Source organism: Spongiibacter sp. IMCC21906, from assembly GCF_001010805.1.
Taxonomy (GTDB): domain Bacteria; phylum Pseudomonadota; class Gammaproteobacteria; order Pseudomonadales; family Spongiibacteraceae; genus Spongiibacter.
The window spans coordinates 1,598,725-1,615,771 of the sequence record NZ_CP011477.1 but is presented as its reverse complement, the minus strand read 5'-3'; the positions used below and the strand labels follow the sequence as shown (position 1 = coordinate 1,615,771).

Sequence of the window (17,047 nt, the reverse complement as noted above, 5' to 3'; positions counted from 1 at the left end):
CGCACCAAATAAGATCAACAATAGATCTAACGCCCAACAACAATGCACAGTTATGGAACTTTCATATTACGGACATCTATGTGTCATTAATCACCATTAGCGTGAGACGCACATCCATAGGGGGAGCACCACATGAAAAAGCAACTTTTAACCGTAGCCATTGCCACTATCGCCTCATCTTATGCCAGCGCTTATCAATTTGAAGTTAGCGCAGGCCTTGGCCAAGGTGAAGTCGAAGCTGGCAATGTAAGTAACGATTACGATGCCGCATTGATCTACGGTGAACTTCACTTTGAACAGGTCGACACCAGCAAAGGCCCGTTGGCTGAAGCCGCTTTTTTAGACAAATCTTCATTCATTGATTTCAGCTTGGTTAACATCGATCCTGACAATGGTGACGATACCGACAACTATGGCTTCGGTGGCCGCTTCGTGACCGACACCAACCTCATTTTGGAGGCCAGCTACGATCAGGCAGACGACGGCACCAATGACGCCGATACATTTGGCTTTGGTATCGGTACCTACATCAATGACACCACCGATGTCGTCGTGTCGTACTCCACTACAGACGATGACGCTTCAGGAGACCTGGACGTACTGGATGTGCAGTTACATAGCATTCAAGCTATGGCACAAGGTGCGTCAGTCGCCTTTGACCTGGGCGCATCGGTAATTGATGCCGAGGACGATGACGGTTTTGGCGTGAATGCTGGTGCCACATACTATTTCAACAATATGTTTGGCATTGGCCTATCTGCTGAGTTCGTCGATGTAGATAGCTACGAGAGAGACACCATCAGCTTGGATCTTAGCTATTTTGTAGCGCCCAACGTTGAAGTGGCATTTTCCTACTTTGACACCACAGAAGACTACAATGGTCCAGAGCTTGATACTGACGGCTTCTTGATCGGCGTGGCTGGCCGCTTCTAAGCGTCTATCTTTCGTGTGTAAAGCCGGTCACTGACCGGCTTTTTTATGTCTAGATTTTATTACCCTTGGCGCTTTTTAGTTTTGGCCGTGGCGGGAGCCTGCAATGGGTCATCTGGCCAGGGATGCTTTGGATATCGCCCTCGCATTTCTTTTTTTACTTGCTCATAACTGCCCCGCCAAAACCCGGCTAAATCCTGGGTGATCTGCAATGGTCGACGGGCGGGCGACAATAAATGAATGCTGAGTGCTTGCCTTCCGGCGGCAACTGTCGGCGTGGTTTCGCAGCCAAACATTTCCTGCAGCTTCACTGCCAACACCGGCGGCCGTTGACTGTAATCAATACGTAAATTAGAACCCGAGGGCACTCGAATAGATCCCGGTGCCAGTTTCTCAAGGGCATCTAACGCAACCCAGTCTAAACGTGCTTTTAATAACGGGTATAAATCCAGGGCCTGTAAGCTGGGCAAGCTGCGTATTGCTGCCAAATAGGGACCGAGCCACTGCTCTAGTGTTGCCAACAAACCTTGATGGCTAAAGTCCGGCCAGCCAATTTCCTTGTCTAATTCCAGACCTAAATCTCTGAGCAATTCAATTCTAGCGCATAACTGCGTTGCCGCCTCCGACCAGTTCAATATGTTCAGGCCCTGCTCCCTTATCAAGGCCAATAATGCGCGTTCTTTCTCCGCAACATCAGTTAGCGGCACAGACTCGCATCGCAGGGTAATCTCGCCAATCTTGGTCAAGCGCTCTGAGATAAATCGACCACGCTGCTCATCCCATTGGGCAACAGATAGCGTGCTCAACAAAGGCAGAAGCAGATCGTCAAAGTCGGTCTCACTCAAAACGGCGGCGCGCCAGATAATATCTTCTGAAGCGCCCATCCAGCCCCCCAATTCGGCCACTACCAGCCAAGGCTGGCCATGCAAACTATCATCATCCCGTAAGACGGCGGTGCGACCATTGCTAAGTTGATAGCGCCCGCTTCGACCCGGCCGCTGTTTGGCAATACGATCGGGATAAGCCAATGCCAGCAAGGTGCCCGCAGATACGCCTTTTGATGGGTTTGCCGCGGTTTTCGGGGTTTCAAGCAGATTTAAATACTGCATTTTTTGACGCTTTAACCGGCTTGCTACGCCACCCGATCGACCCTGGCTCTCAGCCTGAAACAAGCGCAACCGGGATTCGATATCACTACCGGCCGAGGACTCAGTATCGCGCTCAGACAGTAAGGTCGCGAGCTCCGCAGCAAGATGAACCGCACCCAGCTCCCGGCCTTTTATTAACATATGCGCTAATCGAGGATGCATGGGTAAGCGGGCCATAGCCTCACCGTGCCGGGTAAGAGTAATACTACTCGCCTCTCTAGCTACTGGGCTGACCGCCGATAGCTGTCTCAGCAGCGCTAACGCTTGCTGGGAGGCACCTTCTGGAGGTGGATCCAACCAAGCCATAGCATCAACCGAGTCCGCACCCCACTGCAAAAGCTGCATGAATAACCCGGCCAGATCTGCCTGTAAAATCTCCGGCTCCGAATGGGCTGGCAGTTCTTTGTGTTGGGACTCAGCCCAGAGACGATAGCAAATCCCCGGTTGTAGCCTTCCTGCGCGGCCCGCTCGTTGGGCAGCTGACGCTTGGGAGATTCGCTTGGTCGCGAGTCGAGTCATGCCTGTGCGCGGATCAAAAATGGCTTGACGAAGTAGACCGCTATCAATCACCACAGTAATGCCGTCAATGGTCAGGCTACTTTCAGCGATTGGCGTCGATAACACAATTTTTCGACACTCGGCTGGAGGGGCCAAAATTGCCAAGCGTTGCTGCTCCAAGCTCAAATTGCCGTATAGAGGCGCAATAAGCAGCGAATCATCCGCCCACGCCTGCAAGGCTTGCTCACAACGGCGAATTTCCGCCTGTCCCGGCAAAAACACCAAAATGTTCCCTGCGTGACTTGCAAGCGCACGCTCCAAGGCCTGTAAAACCTTGGGCACAATCGGGTCTCTCGGTTTATATACGCCAAGGTACTCAATTCCAACAGCATATTGCCGACCTTCACTGCGCAACACCGGCGCATGGTTGAGTAGCTCACCAACCCGCTGGCCATCTAAGGTGGCAGACATGATTAACAATTTAAGCGGCGCGCTGCGTAACTCAGAAAACAGCTTTCGGCCTTCTAGCGTTAGTGCCAACCCGAGGTCTGCATCCAGGCTTCGTTCATGAAACTCATCAAACACAAGCAGCCCAACCCCCTCCAGTGACGGATCGTCATGGAGCATTCGGCTTAGGATACCCTCGGTAATCACTTCGATACGGGTCGCGGTACTGACGCGAGACTCCAGTCGCACACGATAGCCCACCGTGCCACCGACCTTCTCACCCAATAACGCAGCCATTCGTTCTGCCGCCGCGCGAGCCGCCAGCCGTCGAGGCTCCAACATAATAATACGCTGGCCTTCAAGCCAGCTCTCAGATAACAATACCAACGGCACCTGAGTGGTTTTGCCTGCTCCTGGAGGAGCTTCTAGAACGACCTCATCTCTGCGACGTAAAGCATCGCGCAGTGCAGGCAAAATATCGACAATAGGTAGTGAAGAGGTCATGGCGTAGCATTGTACCCTACACGGCACCACCGCCCCGACACAGCAGTTATCGAAAATTGACCTATTAGAAAACCTGTTTACCCATCTTTTCGAACCATACCTTCGAGGTGATGTTCACAAAGCATGTTTAAAACGTCACAACACATTACCGTCAGTAATCGTCACATTTTATTAATCTCCAAAATATAAAAAGACTTTTTCTTGGCGACCTAATGCTTCAAATGCTGTTGATAATCCGCTATTGTCCTGTGGTCTTGGCAGAGTAATACTACCGTGAAAATCAGCATTTTCTTCATAAATTTCAATCACTTCCGCCCTGCCCCAGCAACTAAAAATCGTCCTTAAAACCCGTTCAAAAAACCGCCTCGGAGTCGGTATTAATATGGAACTTATTCGTGCTCGGTCCCGTCATAATGCTCTCCCACAGTTGGGAGAACTTGAATTAGCACTTCTTGAATTACTCTGGCAAAAACCAGGTAGTGACGTGAAGGCATTGGCATCGGCACTGACTCCTGAGCGACGACCCAGCATTAGTACACTACAGTCGACGGTGGAGCGCCTACATCGAAAAAACCTACTGGACCGAAGTAAGCAGGGCCACGCTTACGTGTATACCCCCGTTGTTAAACGCGGCGAGCTGATGGGGCGCTTAATTGGTGACGTAATCAATGCCTTGCATGACGGCCCAACCGAAACCATTCTCAGCGGCTTTGTAAATGCCGCCGCAAGCATAGATAATGACTCTTTAGACCGACTTAAACTGCTAATCGACAAACACGAAACCAATAGACGAAATGCTTGAGACCCTTGGCACTGCAAACTTTGTACTTCTTTCAATTTGGTTCGTATTAAGTCTAGCGTTACTGACACTCCGCACTCCACTCAAGTTCTTACTCGAAAAACTCGACCCCAACCAGGCAAGCACCATATTAATGCTGGTACTTGCTATTCCCGTATTGGTGAGTCTCGCGGTGACCCTGCTACTCTACTACCCTCAGATTGGGAGTTTTTTTCTAGTACTCCACTGCCACGGCCCAGCCTGTGAAGAACATTTGCCAGTGGGGCATTTACCCCAATTAGGGCCACTGTCACTAATTATCACAGCGACCGCGCTCGCTCTTGTTGCAGTTAAAAGCTGGCAAGATGGGCGAACTAATCTACGATTTGGCAACGGAATACGAGGACTTTGCAAGACCAGAGCAGGGTTTTGGGAGATTGACGAGCAAACACCACTCGCATTTACTAGCGGCTTATTTAAACCACAAATTGTAGTGAGCACAGGCTTGTTAAAACAGTGCAGCAAGAAGGAAGTCGACATTATTCTTCTGCATGAGCAAGGACATCGATTAAACCGCGACAACCTGCGAATTCTGCTTGCGAGGCTACTCAGCTTACCCATGCCCGGCGCCCGTTATTTTATTTCAGAGCTGTGCTTATGCATTGAAAAATCTTGCGATTTACGATCATGCCAACACCATGAACCCGGTGATGTTGCCAGATGCATTCTAAAACTCGCTGCGGCAAGCAAGTCTCAAAGTTCGGCAATATACTGCGCTTTCGCAAAAGAATCTGTGGAACAGCGAGTGAAGAACTTATTAGGGCCCTCGCCGTTAACGCTCCCAAAATCGGTCTCGTTCAGTTTGTCCTGTGTCGCTGCTGCAGCGTTATGTTTAAGCGTCACGCCACTTCACCACTACGTCGAATGGCTCATGCTGGGACTCACCCAGCATTAGCCAAAAAGTGAAGAGTAGCCATTCCTAGCGATTATGTATCTCTTTGGCACTGTGGTCTTTAAAGAATATTCTAAACGGCAGGGATTTATTTTTACCGAGATAAACATAAAATCCATAACGGTCATTAGCGTAGTCTTTAATCACTTCATAACGCGGCGCAGCAGGAGCGGGCTCATCAACGACAGACTCGTCTCGCTCAGCACGAACGACAATTTCCTCGATAATCGTTGGCGATTTGTTTGTGTCGGTATTAGGAAGTGACACCAAAACGCGATACTCCCCATTTTCATCAGGGTCTACCGCTTCCACTCGTGCACCACTAACCTCATCCACAAAGCCCACTTCGCCGCGTATCGGCCCTGTTTCAGCAGCGTGAAGCGCCACTCCCCAGCAAAGTAACAAGAGACGTGTAGCAAGTACCTTTAGCTTTATCATAGGACACCTTTCCTTTCGACTTGATCCTTTAAAGACGGCTGTTCTGAAAATGAAGATACGAAAACCGCTCTTGAATGCTATCACTCTAAAACCGGCTTAGCACCTTTGTAAGTTATGTGTGAGTTATAACAAATATCGGCTGATGCGCTGTATTTTATGTCTTGTCAGCACCTTCGCGATTTTCTGACACCACACCGCCACTGAGCACTAACTGCAAGGCATCTGCTGGGCTCATATTTAAAGGACGCGTATGCCGGCGGGGAACAATTACCGTATAGCCACCCACCTGATAACTCATAGGCAAATAGACGGCAATATGATCATCATCCAGCTCACTGGCGATAGTGTTGCCATTACCCTGATGCCTTACCGTAACAATACCAATTAAGCGGGCTTCACTGTTGGGCAGCTCGACCATGACCACAGCCTCGTCATCAAATTTCTGACCGCCCATAATTTCCATAATGTCTTTGAACGTTCCATAAATTTGCCGCAACACCGGAAGTTGTTCTAAAAAACGCCCTGGCAACCCCCAGATATAGGTTCCGGTTGGCCAGCGCAAACTCAAACCGATGAATACCGTCAACAATACCAACAAGACTAAGGCCATTCCCGGTATATAAACGCTACCCAAGACTTCTTTTAATGGCGGCGCTAACCAGGATTCTGCCGTTGCCACTACCCACATTGCCAACTGAATAGACAACATTACCGGTAATAACACAAACAGCCCACGCAAAAAGGCGGCACTAAATCCGCGCATATTTTCTCTCCCTGAATCGTTGTTCTTAATCGCGTACAATAATTTGCCATGCGACAGTATGGAGTTTTGGGCAGGATTGACCGATAGAAGTTTCACCAGGCCTACGTGAGTTTTTCACAAAGGGGCCAGGGCCTAGGTTAGTTTTCGTGCTGAGAGTATTTAGCAGATGCTGCAGACCTCGAATCTCCGCCCTCATTGTTTAATCCATTAGTCATGTTAGCCTTAAATATGATCCAATCGGCATTCACCCTGGCTAACCGAGGGCCAAAATGAATTTGCTCATTATTATTGCAGTATTGATGGTCGCCTTGCTTGTCATCGTCCCATTAATCGAAAAATACTCACCGCAACCAAGCCCAGAAACCCAGCAGCGAATGAGCCGCTGGATACTGCCTTTAGTCGGACTAGGCCTGGTGTTGGCACTTGCCCGTCAGTGCATGGGGCCGAGCTAAGGAATAAAGTCGCTATCCAAACAACAAGGATTCTTCATTAACAATCGCAGCGGAACGACTCTCGGCCTTTGCCCACATTTTCTCGTGAAAGTAGAACGCAACCGTATTTACCGCTGGTTCCAGTAACGCCAAGGTCCCTCCTATCAACAAGCTTCCGGTCAATAAGTACGCCACCATAAAAGCAACACTGAAGTGCATCACAGCAAAACTCATTGTTTTTTTCACGGTATAAACTCCTCTTGGTTAAGTCCCACTACTGGCAGTGGCAGAAATACGCCACAAACCCCGCTGCAACAAAACAATAATAGCGACTCCGAGCAAATACAGAAGTTGATAATTTCAAAGATAACCATAGCCCTCACCTATCACACTAGGCCTATAGCGCTGAGGATAAGGTCAGATGGTGCGGTGCCACTATTCATCTACAGCTTTCTATAAAACCAACCCTCTTCAAAAACTTAGGTTTAGACACCAAAGCGAATCATCCCTTTTTCTCCACGCTCTTAAACAGTGACTGGCACAGCAGTTGCTTGAGCTTTCTGACTTTGGCGGGCATTACGTCCACCTTCATAAGTTGAGGCTTATATGAGACGTTTCCAAAACCTGACCCTGCTCGTATTAGTAGCATTAAGTCCGCCCGCCATTGCCGATGACGCCAGCGCAGCGATGGATATGGTTTGGCTTGTCACCGCCAGCGCCCTCGTATTTTTGATGCAAGCCGGTTTCGCGCTCTTAGAGTCTGGTATGTCACGATCCAAAAACACTTTAAACGTGGTGATGAAAAATTATATGGATGTCTGCATTGGCACCTTAATATTTTGGGCTATTGGTTATGGACTGATGTTTGGCAGCAATACAACTGGCCTCTTTGGTACCGACCTTTTTCTCTTAAACCAAAGTGATGCAGGCACTTACGGGGTACTGCTTTTTCAAACCATGTTTGCGGCAACAGCCGTAACCATTGCCAGTGGCGCCATGGCTGAGCGCACTCGATTTGAAGCCTATCTAGTTGGGGCAATTATTATCATTGCTATTATTTATCCGGTATTCGGCAGCTGGGTATGGAACAGTGGTGGCTGGCTAGCCAAAATGGGCTTTATCGATTTTGCAGGCTCAACCGTTGTTCACTCCGTCGGCGCATGGTGCGCGCTGGCAGGGATTATTATTCTTGGCCCTCGGTTGGGACGCTTTGACAAAAATGGTAAACCTCGAGAAATTCGCGGCCACAATCTAAGTTTGGTGGCACTGGGTGGATTTATTTTATGGTTTGGCTGGTTTGGTTTTAACGGTGGTTCAACCTTGGCGGCCAGTGTCGATATAGGATTAATTAATCTTAACACCCAATTAGCCGCAGCGGCGGGAGCCTCCGCATGCATGCTACTGGCAATGGTTAAGCGCCAACCCATTTTGCTCACCGCTACCGTTAACGGAAGCTTGGCAGGCTTGGTCGCCATCACTGCTGGCTGCGCCACAATGACCCCAATCTATGCATTGATTACCGGCTTTATCGGCGGGATTATTTGCAGCTTGGGCAGCCAAATGTTGTTGCGACTCAACATGGATGACGTGGTGGGTGCCGTCTCTGTTCACGGCTTTGCCGGAGCCTGGGGTACCTTGGCCGCAGGCCTTTTCTATACCGGCAATATGTTCAATTCCGAGCTTATCGTAATTCAGCTAGTGGGGATTTTAGCCTGTTTTATCTGGACCTTTTCCACATCGCTTATTGTGTACTACCTGATTGACCTCACCATGGGGCTACGTGCGCCGCCCCTCCATGAACAACGCGGTCTTGATCTGAGCGAACATGCCGAGATCGGTTACCCTGAATTCCCCTCTGGCATTACCGCCTACACCGCCGATCGCGCCAGTGACCTGGATTACACCCGATGAATACAAAGGATGTTAACCAGCGACGACAAGCCATTTACACAGGTCTGCACGACTTTATGGATGAACAAGACCTGGAGCGCGCCGTGCAGCATTGGGAAAACAGTTACGCAGATCAACCCAGCTTGGCCCTACAACGCTTTGTAGCTTATATATGTAATGAAGATAGCGCGCTGAAAAAACAGCGAAGCGCAGTATTGCGAAGCTTGCTGAATGCCATGAATCTTCCTGTAAACGAGTTACAAAAAAAAACGTCGCGTAATACCAGCAACATATCCCAAGAAAACCCCCAAGCACTGAGTCACAATGTTGCTTTCTCGGCATTAATTCTAGCCTTAATGTCACAACTCAACGAAAGCCAACAAACTAAACTTAAACTCGACCTTTTTGCGGCGCTGCGACGTCGCAAATTGCCCCACAACATATTGGATGCACTTCAGCGGTGGCTATCGAATCGTCAAGCTTTAGAGCTAAACAATGCGCCTGCAAGTTTATTGCAAAAGCTAATTAATCAGTTTTATGTTTTGCTTTGCGAAAGTGTCGGCCCCATCCAAGCCGATCGAATGCTTGCAAATGCCGTGCAACAACTACAACGTGAACAACCAGAGCTTGACCTCTTTCTTAGTTCGCTACTATAAAACGAGTACACTGGAATTAGCACGCCAAGAACGGTTTACCCTTCACCATAAAAAGTATCAGAGAAGCTTGCAGCCATGACCACTCACACCATACCACGAGTATTTTGCTTGATCGCTATTTTGAGTTTGTCAGCCTGTAACAGGCCCCCAGAGTCCACCGCACTGACGCCCGCACAAGAAAAAAGCTTAAAAAAGGCCAACGCCCTAGGGGATCAGATGCAACAACAAATGCTACAACGACAACAAAACATGCAGGATAAAGGCATTTAAGTGATAGTTTACAGATTTGCTAGCGGATGCTTGGCCCAAGGCGCACAGAACAACGCGTCAATTTCAGCGTCTGGCACCTCCGCAATACTGTCATAACACCATCGCGGGCTACGATCCTTGTCCAATAGACAGGCCCGAACACCTTCAGCAAACTCTGGGTCTCTCACCCGATTAACCGCCAATACCAGCTCCATGCGAAAGATGTCAGCCAAGCCCAAACCACTGCCTCGCTCAAGCTGGCGAAAAATTAATTTTGCGGCGCTCGACGCGCCTCTCTGCAAGCCAACAGAGGCCGACTTAAGCCAAGGCTTGGCGCCACGGTAGCTGCAAATTTTATTTTCAATTCGCACCGGGTCAAGCTGGCCACAGCACAAATCTATCCATTCTCGAGATTGCTTTAAATGCGAAATGCCAAGCGCAACGCCTTGGTGAGCCTCAATGTCTGTCAGTTTTTCTGTCAACTGTTGATGGTTCCAATCTGCATCGTCACACCAGTCTAAATGCAATAGCGCCTGCAAAACCTCCCGCTTACTACTAACAGACAAGCAATAATCCGCCAGTCCGGCATACAAGGCATCGGCTGGCATTAACTCCGCTCCAGTAAGACCACAAAACAAGCCCGTAGCGCCGGGCATTTGTCCCAAGAACCAGCTGGCACCGACACCGGGAAACAAACCAATAGTCATCTCCGGCATCGACAATCGGCTGGTATCCGTAACGATACGATGGCTGGCGCCAGCCATTAGCCCCAAGCCAGCGCCTATCACCGCACCACTGGCCCAGACAATCACCGGCTTATTAAACCTGTGGATCATATAGGCGGTGGCGTACTCACGAGCAAAAAAAGCTTCAGCCTCTACCGCTGGACCACCGGGGTTACTCAATGCGGATTCACGAATGCGCAAGGCATCATCACCGCTGCAAAAAACATCGCTTCCCGCGCCGTCTAAAAAAACAGCCACCGCATCATCGTCGTCTCGAATTTCCACTAACAAGCGATACAATAACTCCACCATTTCGGGTGAAAGCGCATTTAGCCGTCGTGGCGCGTTTAAGGTTAAATGGGCGAGATACCCCCCCGCAGCAAGGGCATGCCGCTCCAAATGCACTAAATATTCAATTTGCATTACCCAAACCTCTATTTCAGCCGCATCAGCAGTATGGCCTCGCAAAAGCCCTCGCTCAAGAGCCAATATTAGCTGCTACCTGCCAAATTAATTAACGCTATTGACCCAACTGCATTGACCCAACCGTCAGCCTATTAAATCGGCTGCGGCCAATTTCTCGCCCTTTTGCATTCGCTAAGCTGGTTCCACTGTCGAGCACTGCCCTAAAAGCCACTGCCGACCCCCAAATGAGAACTGAGGCGAGACATGACCCAATTCAAAGCTCCATTACGCGATATCCAGTTTGTTATCAATGAAGTGCTGGACTACGAAAGCCACTACAAAACCCTCCCCGGTGGCGAAGAAGCAACCCCAGACATGGTGGATGCCATCTCTACCGAAGCAGCAAAATTTTCAGAAGAAGTTCTCTCACCGCTTAATCATATTGGCGACCAAGAAGGCTGCCAATGGCAAGAAGGTGATGTCATCACTCCCAAGGGTTTCAAAGAAGCCTATCAAATGTGGGTTGACGGCGGCTGGCAGGGACTTTCTCATCCGACTGAATACGGCGGCCAGGGCATGCCCATGTCGCTGGGACTGATCAAGTCTGAGTTTGTAGGCACCGCAAACTGGGCCTGGGGGATGTACCCAGGACTTAGCTTAGGTGCGATGAACACCCTGTATGTGCATGGCACTGAAGCGCAGAAACAAGAGTATTTAACTCCGTTATGCAGCGGCGTTTGGAGTGGCACGATGTGTCTCACCGAAGCTCACTGCGGTTCAGATCTTGGACAAATGAAATCCAAAGCAGAACGGCAAGACGATGGCAGCTTCAAACTCAATGGTACAAAAATTTTTATTTCTGCTGGTGAACATGATTTAACCGAAAACATTGTTCACATTGTGCTTGCCAGAATACCCGGAGCACCGGAAGGTACTAAGGGTATATCGCTGTTTATCGTACCCAAATTTCTCCCCGCTGAAGACGGCAGCGTTGGCCCTCGCAACGGCGTGCGCTGCGGTAGCATTGAAGAGAAAATGGGCATCCACGGTAATGCCACCTGCGTCTTAAACTTTGATGACGCAACAGGCTACCTGCTAGGCAAAGAAAACGAAGGCCTGGCAGCAATGTTTACGTTTATGAACACCGCCCGAGTAGGCACGGCCATTCAAGGCTTGGCCGCATCAGAACTTGCCTATCAGAATGCGCTGCCCTACGCCTTAGATCGCTATTCTATGCGCTCGCTGTCAGGCAGCAAAAACCCAGACAAACCTGGCGACGCCATCATCCATCACGCAGATGTCAGGCGTATGCTGTTAACCGCCAGAGCGTTTGCCGAGGGTGGTCGAGCCATGCTCTATGACGCCGCGAAATTTGCCGACAAAATGACCCACTCTGCGACAGAGGCAGAGCGGGATGAAGCCGAGAATGAACTAGGATTTTTAACGCCAATCCTGAAGGCCTTTTTAACAGAGACGGGATTGGAGTCTGCCAGCAACGGCATGCAGGTATTTGGTGGCCACGGTTATATTAAAGAACACGGCATGGAGCAGATTTATCGCGACGCTCGTATCGCCACTATGTACGAAGGCACCACCGGCATCCAAGCCATGGACTTAATTGGCCGCAAAGTGGTATTAGATAAATTTAAGCTATATACCGCCTTCAGCAAAAAACTCTACGGCTTTGGTTTTAAAACACTGTTAAAAGGTAAGCGTCGTAAATACGCGGTAAAAGTCCTATCAACTACACTTTGTTGGAACTGGAAAACCATTAAAATGCTGGCCCGAGCTTCCAAAGACCGGGATACCGTATCTGCCGCTTCCTATGACTTTTTAATGTACAGCGGCTACCTGTCGATGGCGTATTACTGGGCAAGAATGGCCGAGGTTGCAGAGCGTAAATTAGCGGCAGGAGAAGGTGATACCGCTTTCTATCAGTCGAAACTGGAAACGGCCGAGTTTTACTTCAGCCGATTACTCCCCAGAGCAAAAGCACATGCCAGTGCCATGGACAGCAGCACCGATAGCGTTATGGGGATGTCTGAAGAGCACTTTGGAATTCGTTAAACGCCGGACTACACATGGGCATTCCGGGGACTTCAACTAAAATCGTTGTAGCCCCGGCGTCGGAGTATTAATTGGCTTGCGTCACATGGTAAGACCAATCACCCGCCGTATCGCAAGGATTAGCAACTTCTGCGGTGCGGCCAGGCTGAACATTAAATGCCTGCACTGACATGATCCGATCATCTTCCGCGCCCTGGCTGTAATAACTAAACACCCCCCGAACTGAAGTCTGACAATGGTTGCTGACCACAAACCGTGTCGACACTTTATCCGGGTTGTAATAGGCACAACTTGATAGATTTTCACCTGCGGGGTGGGTCTTTATCTCCCAATCCAGACAATCGCCAGAAACATCTGTATTGGTGTTGGCATATACCAGAGAAGATCCCTGTAAGGTGGCAAACAACAAGATTGCCGAAAACATTATCTTTATCATAATTAGCCTGCTTGAAAAACGTGTACAGCACGTCCGTGCGCGAGGTTAACAAAACAACAGATCTAAAAGATAGGTTCTCTGGCACTTATAAAACAGTCGGTAGATCTCCTGATAATCGCAATAAAATCCCATAAACTACTGAAATAAAATAGTTTATTGCCTTGACCGCCAAACTAGACCAAAGAAAAAATGTGCTGAAATGTGACGTAAATCTCAAGACAAGCTAAACGGCTGCTGTACTAAACCGCCGTTATTTACGCCACATGGCCGATCTCAGCCTGAAGAGAAAGGTTTAACTAACTTCTAGTTTAAATAACTTCGCCATCACGTGCTTTCTCTGCGCGCAAAATCATTTGTAAAGCCGACGTATAATATTTTCCCGAAGACCCCACCCGGCTCAAATAGAAGTTGAGCTTTTCAATCGCACCATCAGGGTCCTGTAATTCGAGCAGAGCCTCGCCCCAAAAATAGTAAAATGAATCGTCCATGGGGATGCCCAAGCGATCAAGCAAATTGGCATAGAATAAAGCACTAAGGAAGTCTTCTGATTTCAGCGCGCCAGTAAAGGCAACCAAGTATTTGTCACGTTTAATGGACATCGGCAAAGAAGCGTCGCGCTGCTCTATTTCAAGCAGACGATCTTCCATTCGGGCTTTTCGTTCATACAGTTCGAATTCATTCCGGGCACGCTGCAAAGCATCAACATTCATATTCTTTTCTTTGGCAAAGCCCAATATCGATTTACCTTCTGTGGTCACTGGATCGAGAGAGGCACCACGACGCAAGAGGAACATGGCAACATCCTCATTCTGAGCCGCAACAGCCAAATACAAGGCAGTCATATTGTAATTATTTTTATCTTCGATATTAGCACCACGATCCAACAATAGCTTCACAATATCCGTCCCTCGATAACGCGCCGCAGACAGGATTGGTGACCAGCCATCTTTGGTTGAGAGGTGAACATCCGCACCTGCATCCAACAACGCCGTCAACGTGGCAACATCACCTTCATATCTTGCGGCAATTGCAAGCGCAGTCCAACCAGATGCGGTCTGCAAATTAACGTCCGCCCCTGACTCCAGCAACACCTTCACAATATTCAGCTTGTTATCTTTTGCTGCAAAATAAAGTGCAGACCGGCCATATTCATCCTGAGCATCAACGGGATATCCACTACTAAGCAAACTTGCTACTTCAGTCTTACTGCCGCTCATTGCCGCAGTTATCATGGGCGGCTGGCCAGCACAGCCCACTACAGTTGAAAAAACTAAGGAACCTCTGCACAACCTCGAAAATTTGAGATAATTTCGTGATGACCCATTTCAACCGGAATATAGCATGAGCCAACTGACTTTCGCCGAAGCCGAATACCAAAACAAGAAGCGCAAGACGCGGCGGGAGCTGTTCCTCGAGAAAATGGATGGCTTGATTCCCTGGGCCAAGCTGGAGAAGAAGCTCCGCAAGCACTATCCCAAGGGTGAGAACGGGAATCCGCCGTACCCGCTGGCGATAATGCTTCGGGTTCACTGCCTGCAGCTGTTCTACAACCTCAGTGATCCGGCGATGGAGGATGCCCTGTACGAGATCGAGTCGATGCGCCGCTTTGCCGGGCTCCGTTTGTCTGATCGGCTACCGGATGAAAGCACCATTCTCCGCTTCCGTCATTTTTTAGAACGCTACAAATTGGGCAAAGTGATCTTCGATACCGTGAGCGCCCAGCTGCGCCAGCAGGGTCTGATGATGCGTGAAGGCACCATTGTTGATGCCACGATTATCGCCGCGCCCAGCTCAACCAAGAATCAGGACGGGGAGCGGGATCCGGAGATGCACCAGACAAAGAAAGGCAATGAATGGCACTTTGGCATGAAGATGCATATTGGCGTGGATGACCGGGACGGCTTGATTCACAGCATCGAGACCACAGCCGCGAATGTGCATGATCTCACTGCGGCAGATCAGCTTCTTCACGGAGAAGAGCAGCGGGTCTGGGGTGATGCGGGTTATACCGGCATCCATAAGCGAGATGAGTTTAAAGATCGGGATGTCGATTGGCGTATCGCGCTACGCCCCGGCACCCGGCGCAAGCTGGCTGACCAGCTACAGGAAATGCTGGAGGGAATAAAGGCCAGCGTGCGTGCGAAAGTCGAGCATCCGTTCCGGACGATCAAACAGCAGTTTGGTTATGGGAAGGTTCGCTACCGTGGACTGGCGAAAAACACCAATCGCCTGTATGTCCTCTCGGCGTTTACCAACCTGCTGAGAGCGGAGAAATATCTGCCTTCGTAGGGAAGGTGCGCCTGTAATCAGCCAAATGGCTGGTTACAGGCCGGGAAAAGCTGAGAATCACCGCGGCCCAAGAAACTAACGCGTATTTTTAGCGGTATTTTTATGAACGAGGGAGGTTGTGCAGACCTTCCCTAACAATGAAAGTAATTTTAGGCAAAATATGTTTTTAGAATTCAGAAATAAGTTCATTAGGCGGCTCATTAGTCTTTTAAAGAATGAAAAATACGCGACTTGATAGCAGTAAAAATACCGCGACCACTAAAGAGGTGCAAGGTTAAACTGCCCCATAATCCTTGCATTCAATGCGCTCAAGGATTACCGTTTGCCAAAATAGTTTTGCATTAACTCATATGTTAGATATGAACTTCGAGCCCAACACCACATGTCATTCTCTTCATACTGCAAAATACGATCGCTGAGCACAGTGCTTTTTTCACGCCTTTTTATTTCGGTCATAATTATTACTGCCAACTCGTCACTAGGCCTAACGATAGATGAGTTAATGAACCCTGTTGAAGAGCCGAATACGACGCCATCGACCAACAGCAGCAGTACTTTTGAAGCACAGCTGAACAGTAAAACAGCAGTAACTAATCCCGCTGCTGCGTCGACGAGCCTTGACGATATCTACAGCGGCAGAAAAATCACACGGCTTAACAAATCCAAGGAACAATTAAGCACCTTAAGTAACACGCTCAGCAAACGCTGTGCCTGCACATCTGGTCAATGCTACGACGTGTCTAGTAGAGACATATCACAACAAGCAGTTGTCAATGCGGCAAAAAAAGCCAATCAACAGCTCAACAGCCAGAAAAAACAGGCCTGTCAAAAGTGGGACGAGGGCAAAAGCCTAGCGGAGAGTAATGCCGCTGTCGTTCAACAAAAACTACACTTCGCCCAAAACGTAGAGCAAGTGCTAGATAAACTGGACCAATCAAGCAATGAAGTGCGTAAAAATCTAAAAGAAAAGGACAAAGAGATCCGCGAAGCCATTGCCCAACAAAAGTCTCAATCTGGATTCGATTGGGGCAAAGCCATCGCCATGAGCGTGGGCGCGGTTGCCGGGGGTGTGGGAAATTTAAACAGCGACGCCCAAGCGCAGATTCTCGGCGGCATCGTCGCAGATAGCTTTTCCGGCGACAGCAGTATGGGCAACCTTCAGTCCACTGTGAGTTCGCTGAATGCCCCACAAGCTGGAGGCGCCGGAGGCATAGGCGGCGGCAATAACAGCTCAGCTGGCGATACATTTGTGATTGATGAACAGTTTGCGTTTACCTGCCCCCATGGCGGCAACCATTCCGTGCCGATCAAGGCAAAAAGCATGGCTTGCGGACAGGCCATGCGGCGATATGCAAAGTCGGCTGGCTGTAACCTTGTTGACGATATCGTACCTGCACAAGAAAATTACTATAAAGCCTGTGCCTCAGAAATGTATAAATAA

The 17,047-nt window shown here is 49.2% G+C and carries 17 protein-coding genes; 9 read left to right on the top strand and 8 right to left on the bottom strand.

Annotated features, from left to right (window positions below):
* Positions 1-132 precede the first annotated feature (132 nt).
* Positions 133-933, top strand: coding sequence for a putative porin (locus IMCC21906_RS07370; RefSeq protein WP_047011629.1), 801 nt, complete (start codon positions 133-135; stop codon positions 931-933).
* 59 nt (positions 934-992) lie between these two features.
* Here IMCC21906_RS07370 and hrpB read toward each other — a convergent pair whose 3' ends face one another.
* Positions 993-3,527, bottom strand: a complete 2,535-nt coding sequence (gene hrpB, locus IMCC21906_RS07365) for an ATP-dependent helicase HrpB (RefSeq protein ID WP_047011628.1) — start codon at positions 3,525-3,527, stop codon at positions 993-995.
* A 171-nt stretch (positions 3,528-3,698) separates the two neighbouring features.
* Positions 3,699-3,836, bottom strand: a complete 138-nt coding sequence (locus IMCC21906_RS16820) for a hypothetical protein (protein WP_156166013.1) — start codon at positions 3,834-3,836, stop codon at positions 3,699-3,701.
* Between the two features lie 73 nt (positions 3,837-3,909).
* Here IMCC21906_RS16820 and IMCC21906_RS07360 point away from each other — a divergent pair, with 73 nt between their 5' ends.
* On the top strand, positions 3,910-4,329 hold the full coding sequence (locus IMCC21906_RS07360) for a BlaI/MecI/CopY family transcriptional regulator (protein ID WP_047011627.1): 420 nt from the start codon (positions 3,910-3,912) through the stop codon (positions 4,327-4,329).
* 130 nt (positions 4,330-4,459) lie between these two features.
* Positions 4,460-5,260: a M56 family metallopeptidase gene (locus IMCC21906_RS07355; RefSeq protein ID WP_197085972.1), complete on the top strand. Its 801-nt coding sequence runs from the start codon at positions 4,460-4,462 to the stop codon at positions 5,258-5,260.
* A 24-nt stretch (positions 5,261-5,284) separates the two neighbouring features.
* On the opposite strand, the gene IMCC21906_RS07350 is transcribed toward IMCC21906_RS07355, so the two are convergent.
* Positions 5,285-5,695 carry a hypothetical protein gene (locus IMCC21906_RS07350; RefSeq protein WP_047011625.1) on the bottom strand — a complete coding sequence of 137 codons (411 nt, stop codon included), beginning with the start codon at positions 5,693-5,695 and terminating at the stop codon, positions 5,285-5,287.
* Positions 5,696-5,849: 154 nt separating this feature from the next.
* Positions 5,850-6,458 carry a DUF502 domain-containing protein gene (locus tag IMCC21906_RS07345; protein ID WP_047011624.1) on the bottom strand — a complete coding sequence of 203 codons (609 nt, stop codon included), beginning with the start codon at positions 6,456-6,458 and terminating at the stop codon, positions 5,850-5,852.
* A 269-nt stretch (positions 6,459-6,727) separates the two neighbouring features.
* Between IMCC21906_RS07345 and IMCC21906_RS07340 the strand changes: the two genes are divergently transcribed.
* On the top strand, positions 6,728-6,910 hold the full coding sequence (locus tag IMCC21906_RS07340; protein ID WP_047011623.1) for a hypothetical protein: 183 nt from the start codon (positions 6,728-6,730) through the stop codon (positions 6,908-6,910).
* Between the two features lie 12 nt (positions 6,911-6,922).
* On the opposite strand, the gene IMCC21906_RS07335 is transcribed toward IMCC21906_RS07340, so the two are convergent.
* Positions 6,923-7,135: a DUF2061 domain-containing protein gene (locus IMCC21906_RS07335; protein ID WP_047011622.1), complete on the bottom strand. Its 213-nt coding sequence runs from the start codon at positions 7,133-7,135 to the stop codon at positions 6,923-6,925.
* 360 nt (positions 7,136-7,495) lie between these two features.
* Between IMCC21906_RS07335 and IMCC21906_RS07330 the strand changes: the two genes are divergently transcribed.
* Positions 7,496-8,800, top strand: a complete 1,305-nt coding sequence (locus IMCC21906_RS07330) for an ammonium transporter (protein ID WP_052763427.1) — start codon at positions 7,496-7,498, stop codon at positions 8,798-8,800.
* Complete coding sequence (locus IMCC21906_RS07325) at positions 8,797-9,435, top strand: hypothetical protein (RefSeq protein WP_047011621.1); 639 nt, start codon at positions 8,797-8,799, stop codon at positions 9,433-9,435. The genes IMCC21906_RS07330 and IMCC21906_RS07325 overlap by 4 nt, the downstream gene beginning before the upstream one ends.
* Positions 9,436-9,713: 278 nt before the next feature.
* Here IMCC21906_RS07325 and IMCC21906_RS07315 read toward each other — a convergent pair whose 3' ends face one another.
* Positions 9,714-10,832 carry an enoyl-CoA hydratase/isomerase family protein gene (locus IMCC21906_RS07315; protein ID WP_047013229.1) on the bottom strand — a complete coding sequence of 373 codons (1,119 nt, stop codon included), beginning with the start codon at positions 10,830-10,832 and terminating at the stop codon, positions 9,714-9,716.
* Positions 10,833-11,078: 246 nt separating this feature from the next.
* On the opposite strand from IMCC21906_RS07315, the gene IMCC21906_RS07310 reads away from it, so the two are divergent.
* Positions 11,079-12,881, top strand: a complete 1,803-nt coding sequence (locus IMCC21906_RS07310) for an acyl-CoA dehydrogenase C-terminal domain-containing protein (RefSeq protein WP_047011619.1) — start codon at positions 11,079-11,081, stop codon at positions 12,879-12,881.
* A gap of 67 nt (positions 12,882-12,948) precedes the next feature.
* On the opposite strand, the gene IMCC21906_RS07305 is transcribed toward IMCC21906_RS07310, so the two are convergent.
* Positions 12,949-13,317 (bottom strand): hypothetical protein, encoded by a 369-nt coding sequence (locus tag IMCC21906_RS07305; RefSeq protein ID WP_047011618.1) that lies wholly within the window; start codon positions 13,315-13,317, stop codon positions 12,949-12,951.
* A 308-nt stretch (positions 13,318-13,625) separates the two neighbouring features.
* A complete protein-coding gene (locus IMCC21906_RS16295) occupies positions 13,626-14,549 on the bottom strand; it encodes an ankyrin repeat domain-containing protein (RefSeq protein ID WP_052763425.1) in 924 nt (307 codons plus the stop codon).
* A 109-nt stretch (positions 14,550-14,658) separates the two neighbouring features.
* Between IMCC21906_RS16295 and IMCC21906_RS07295 the strand changes: the two genes are divergently transcribed.
* Positions 14,659-15,606 (top strand): IS5 family transposase, encoded by a 948-nt coding sequence (locus IMCC21906_RS07295; RefSeq protein WP_047011319.1) that lies wholly within the window; start codon positions 14,659-14,661, stop codon positions 15,604-15,606.
* Between the two features lie 502 nt (positions 15,607-16,108).
* Complete coding sequence (locus IMCC21906_RS07290; RefSeq protein WP_047011617.1) at positions 16,109-17,047, top strand: hypothetical protein; 939 nt, start codon at positions 16,109-16,111, stop codon at positions 17,045-17,047.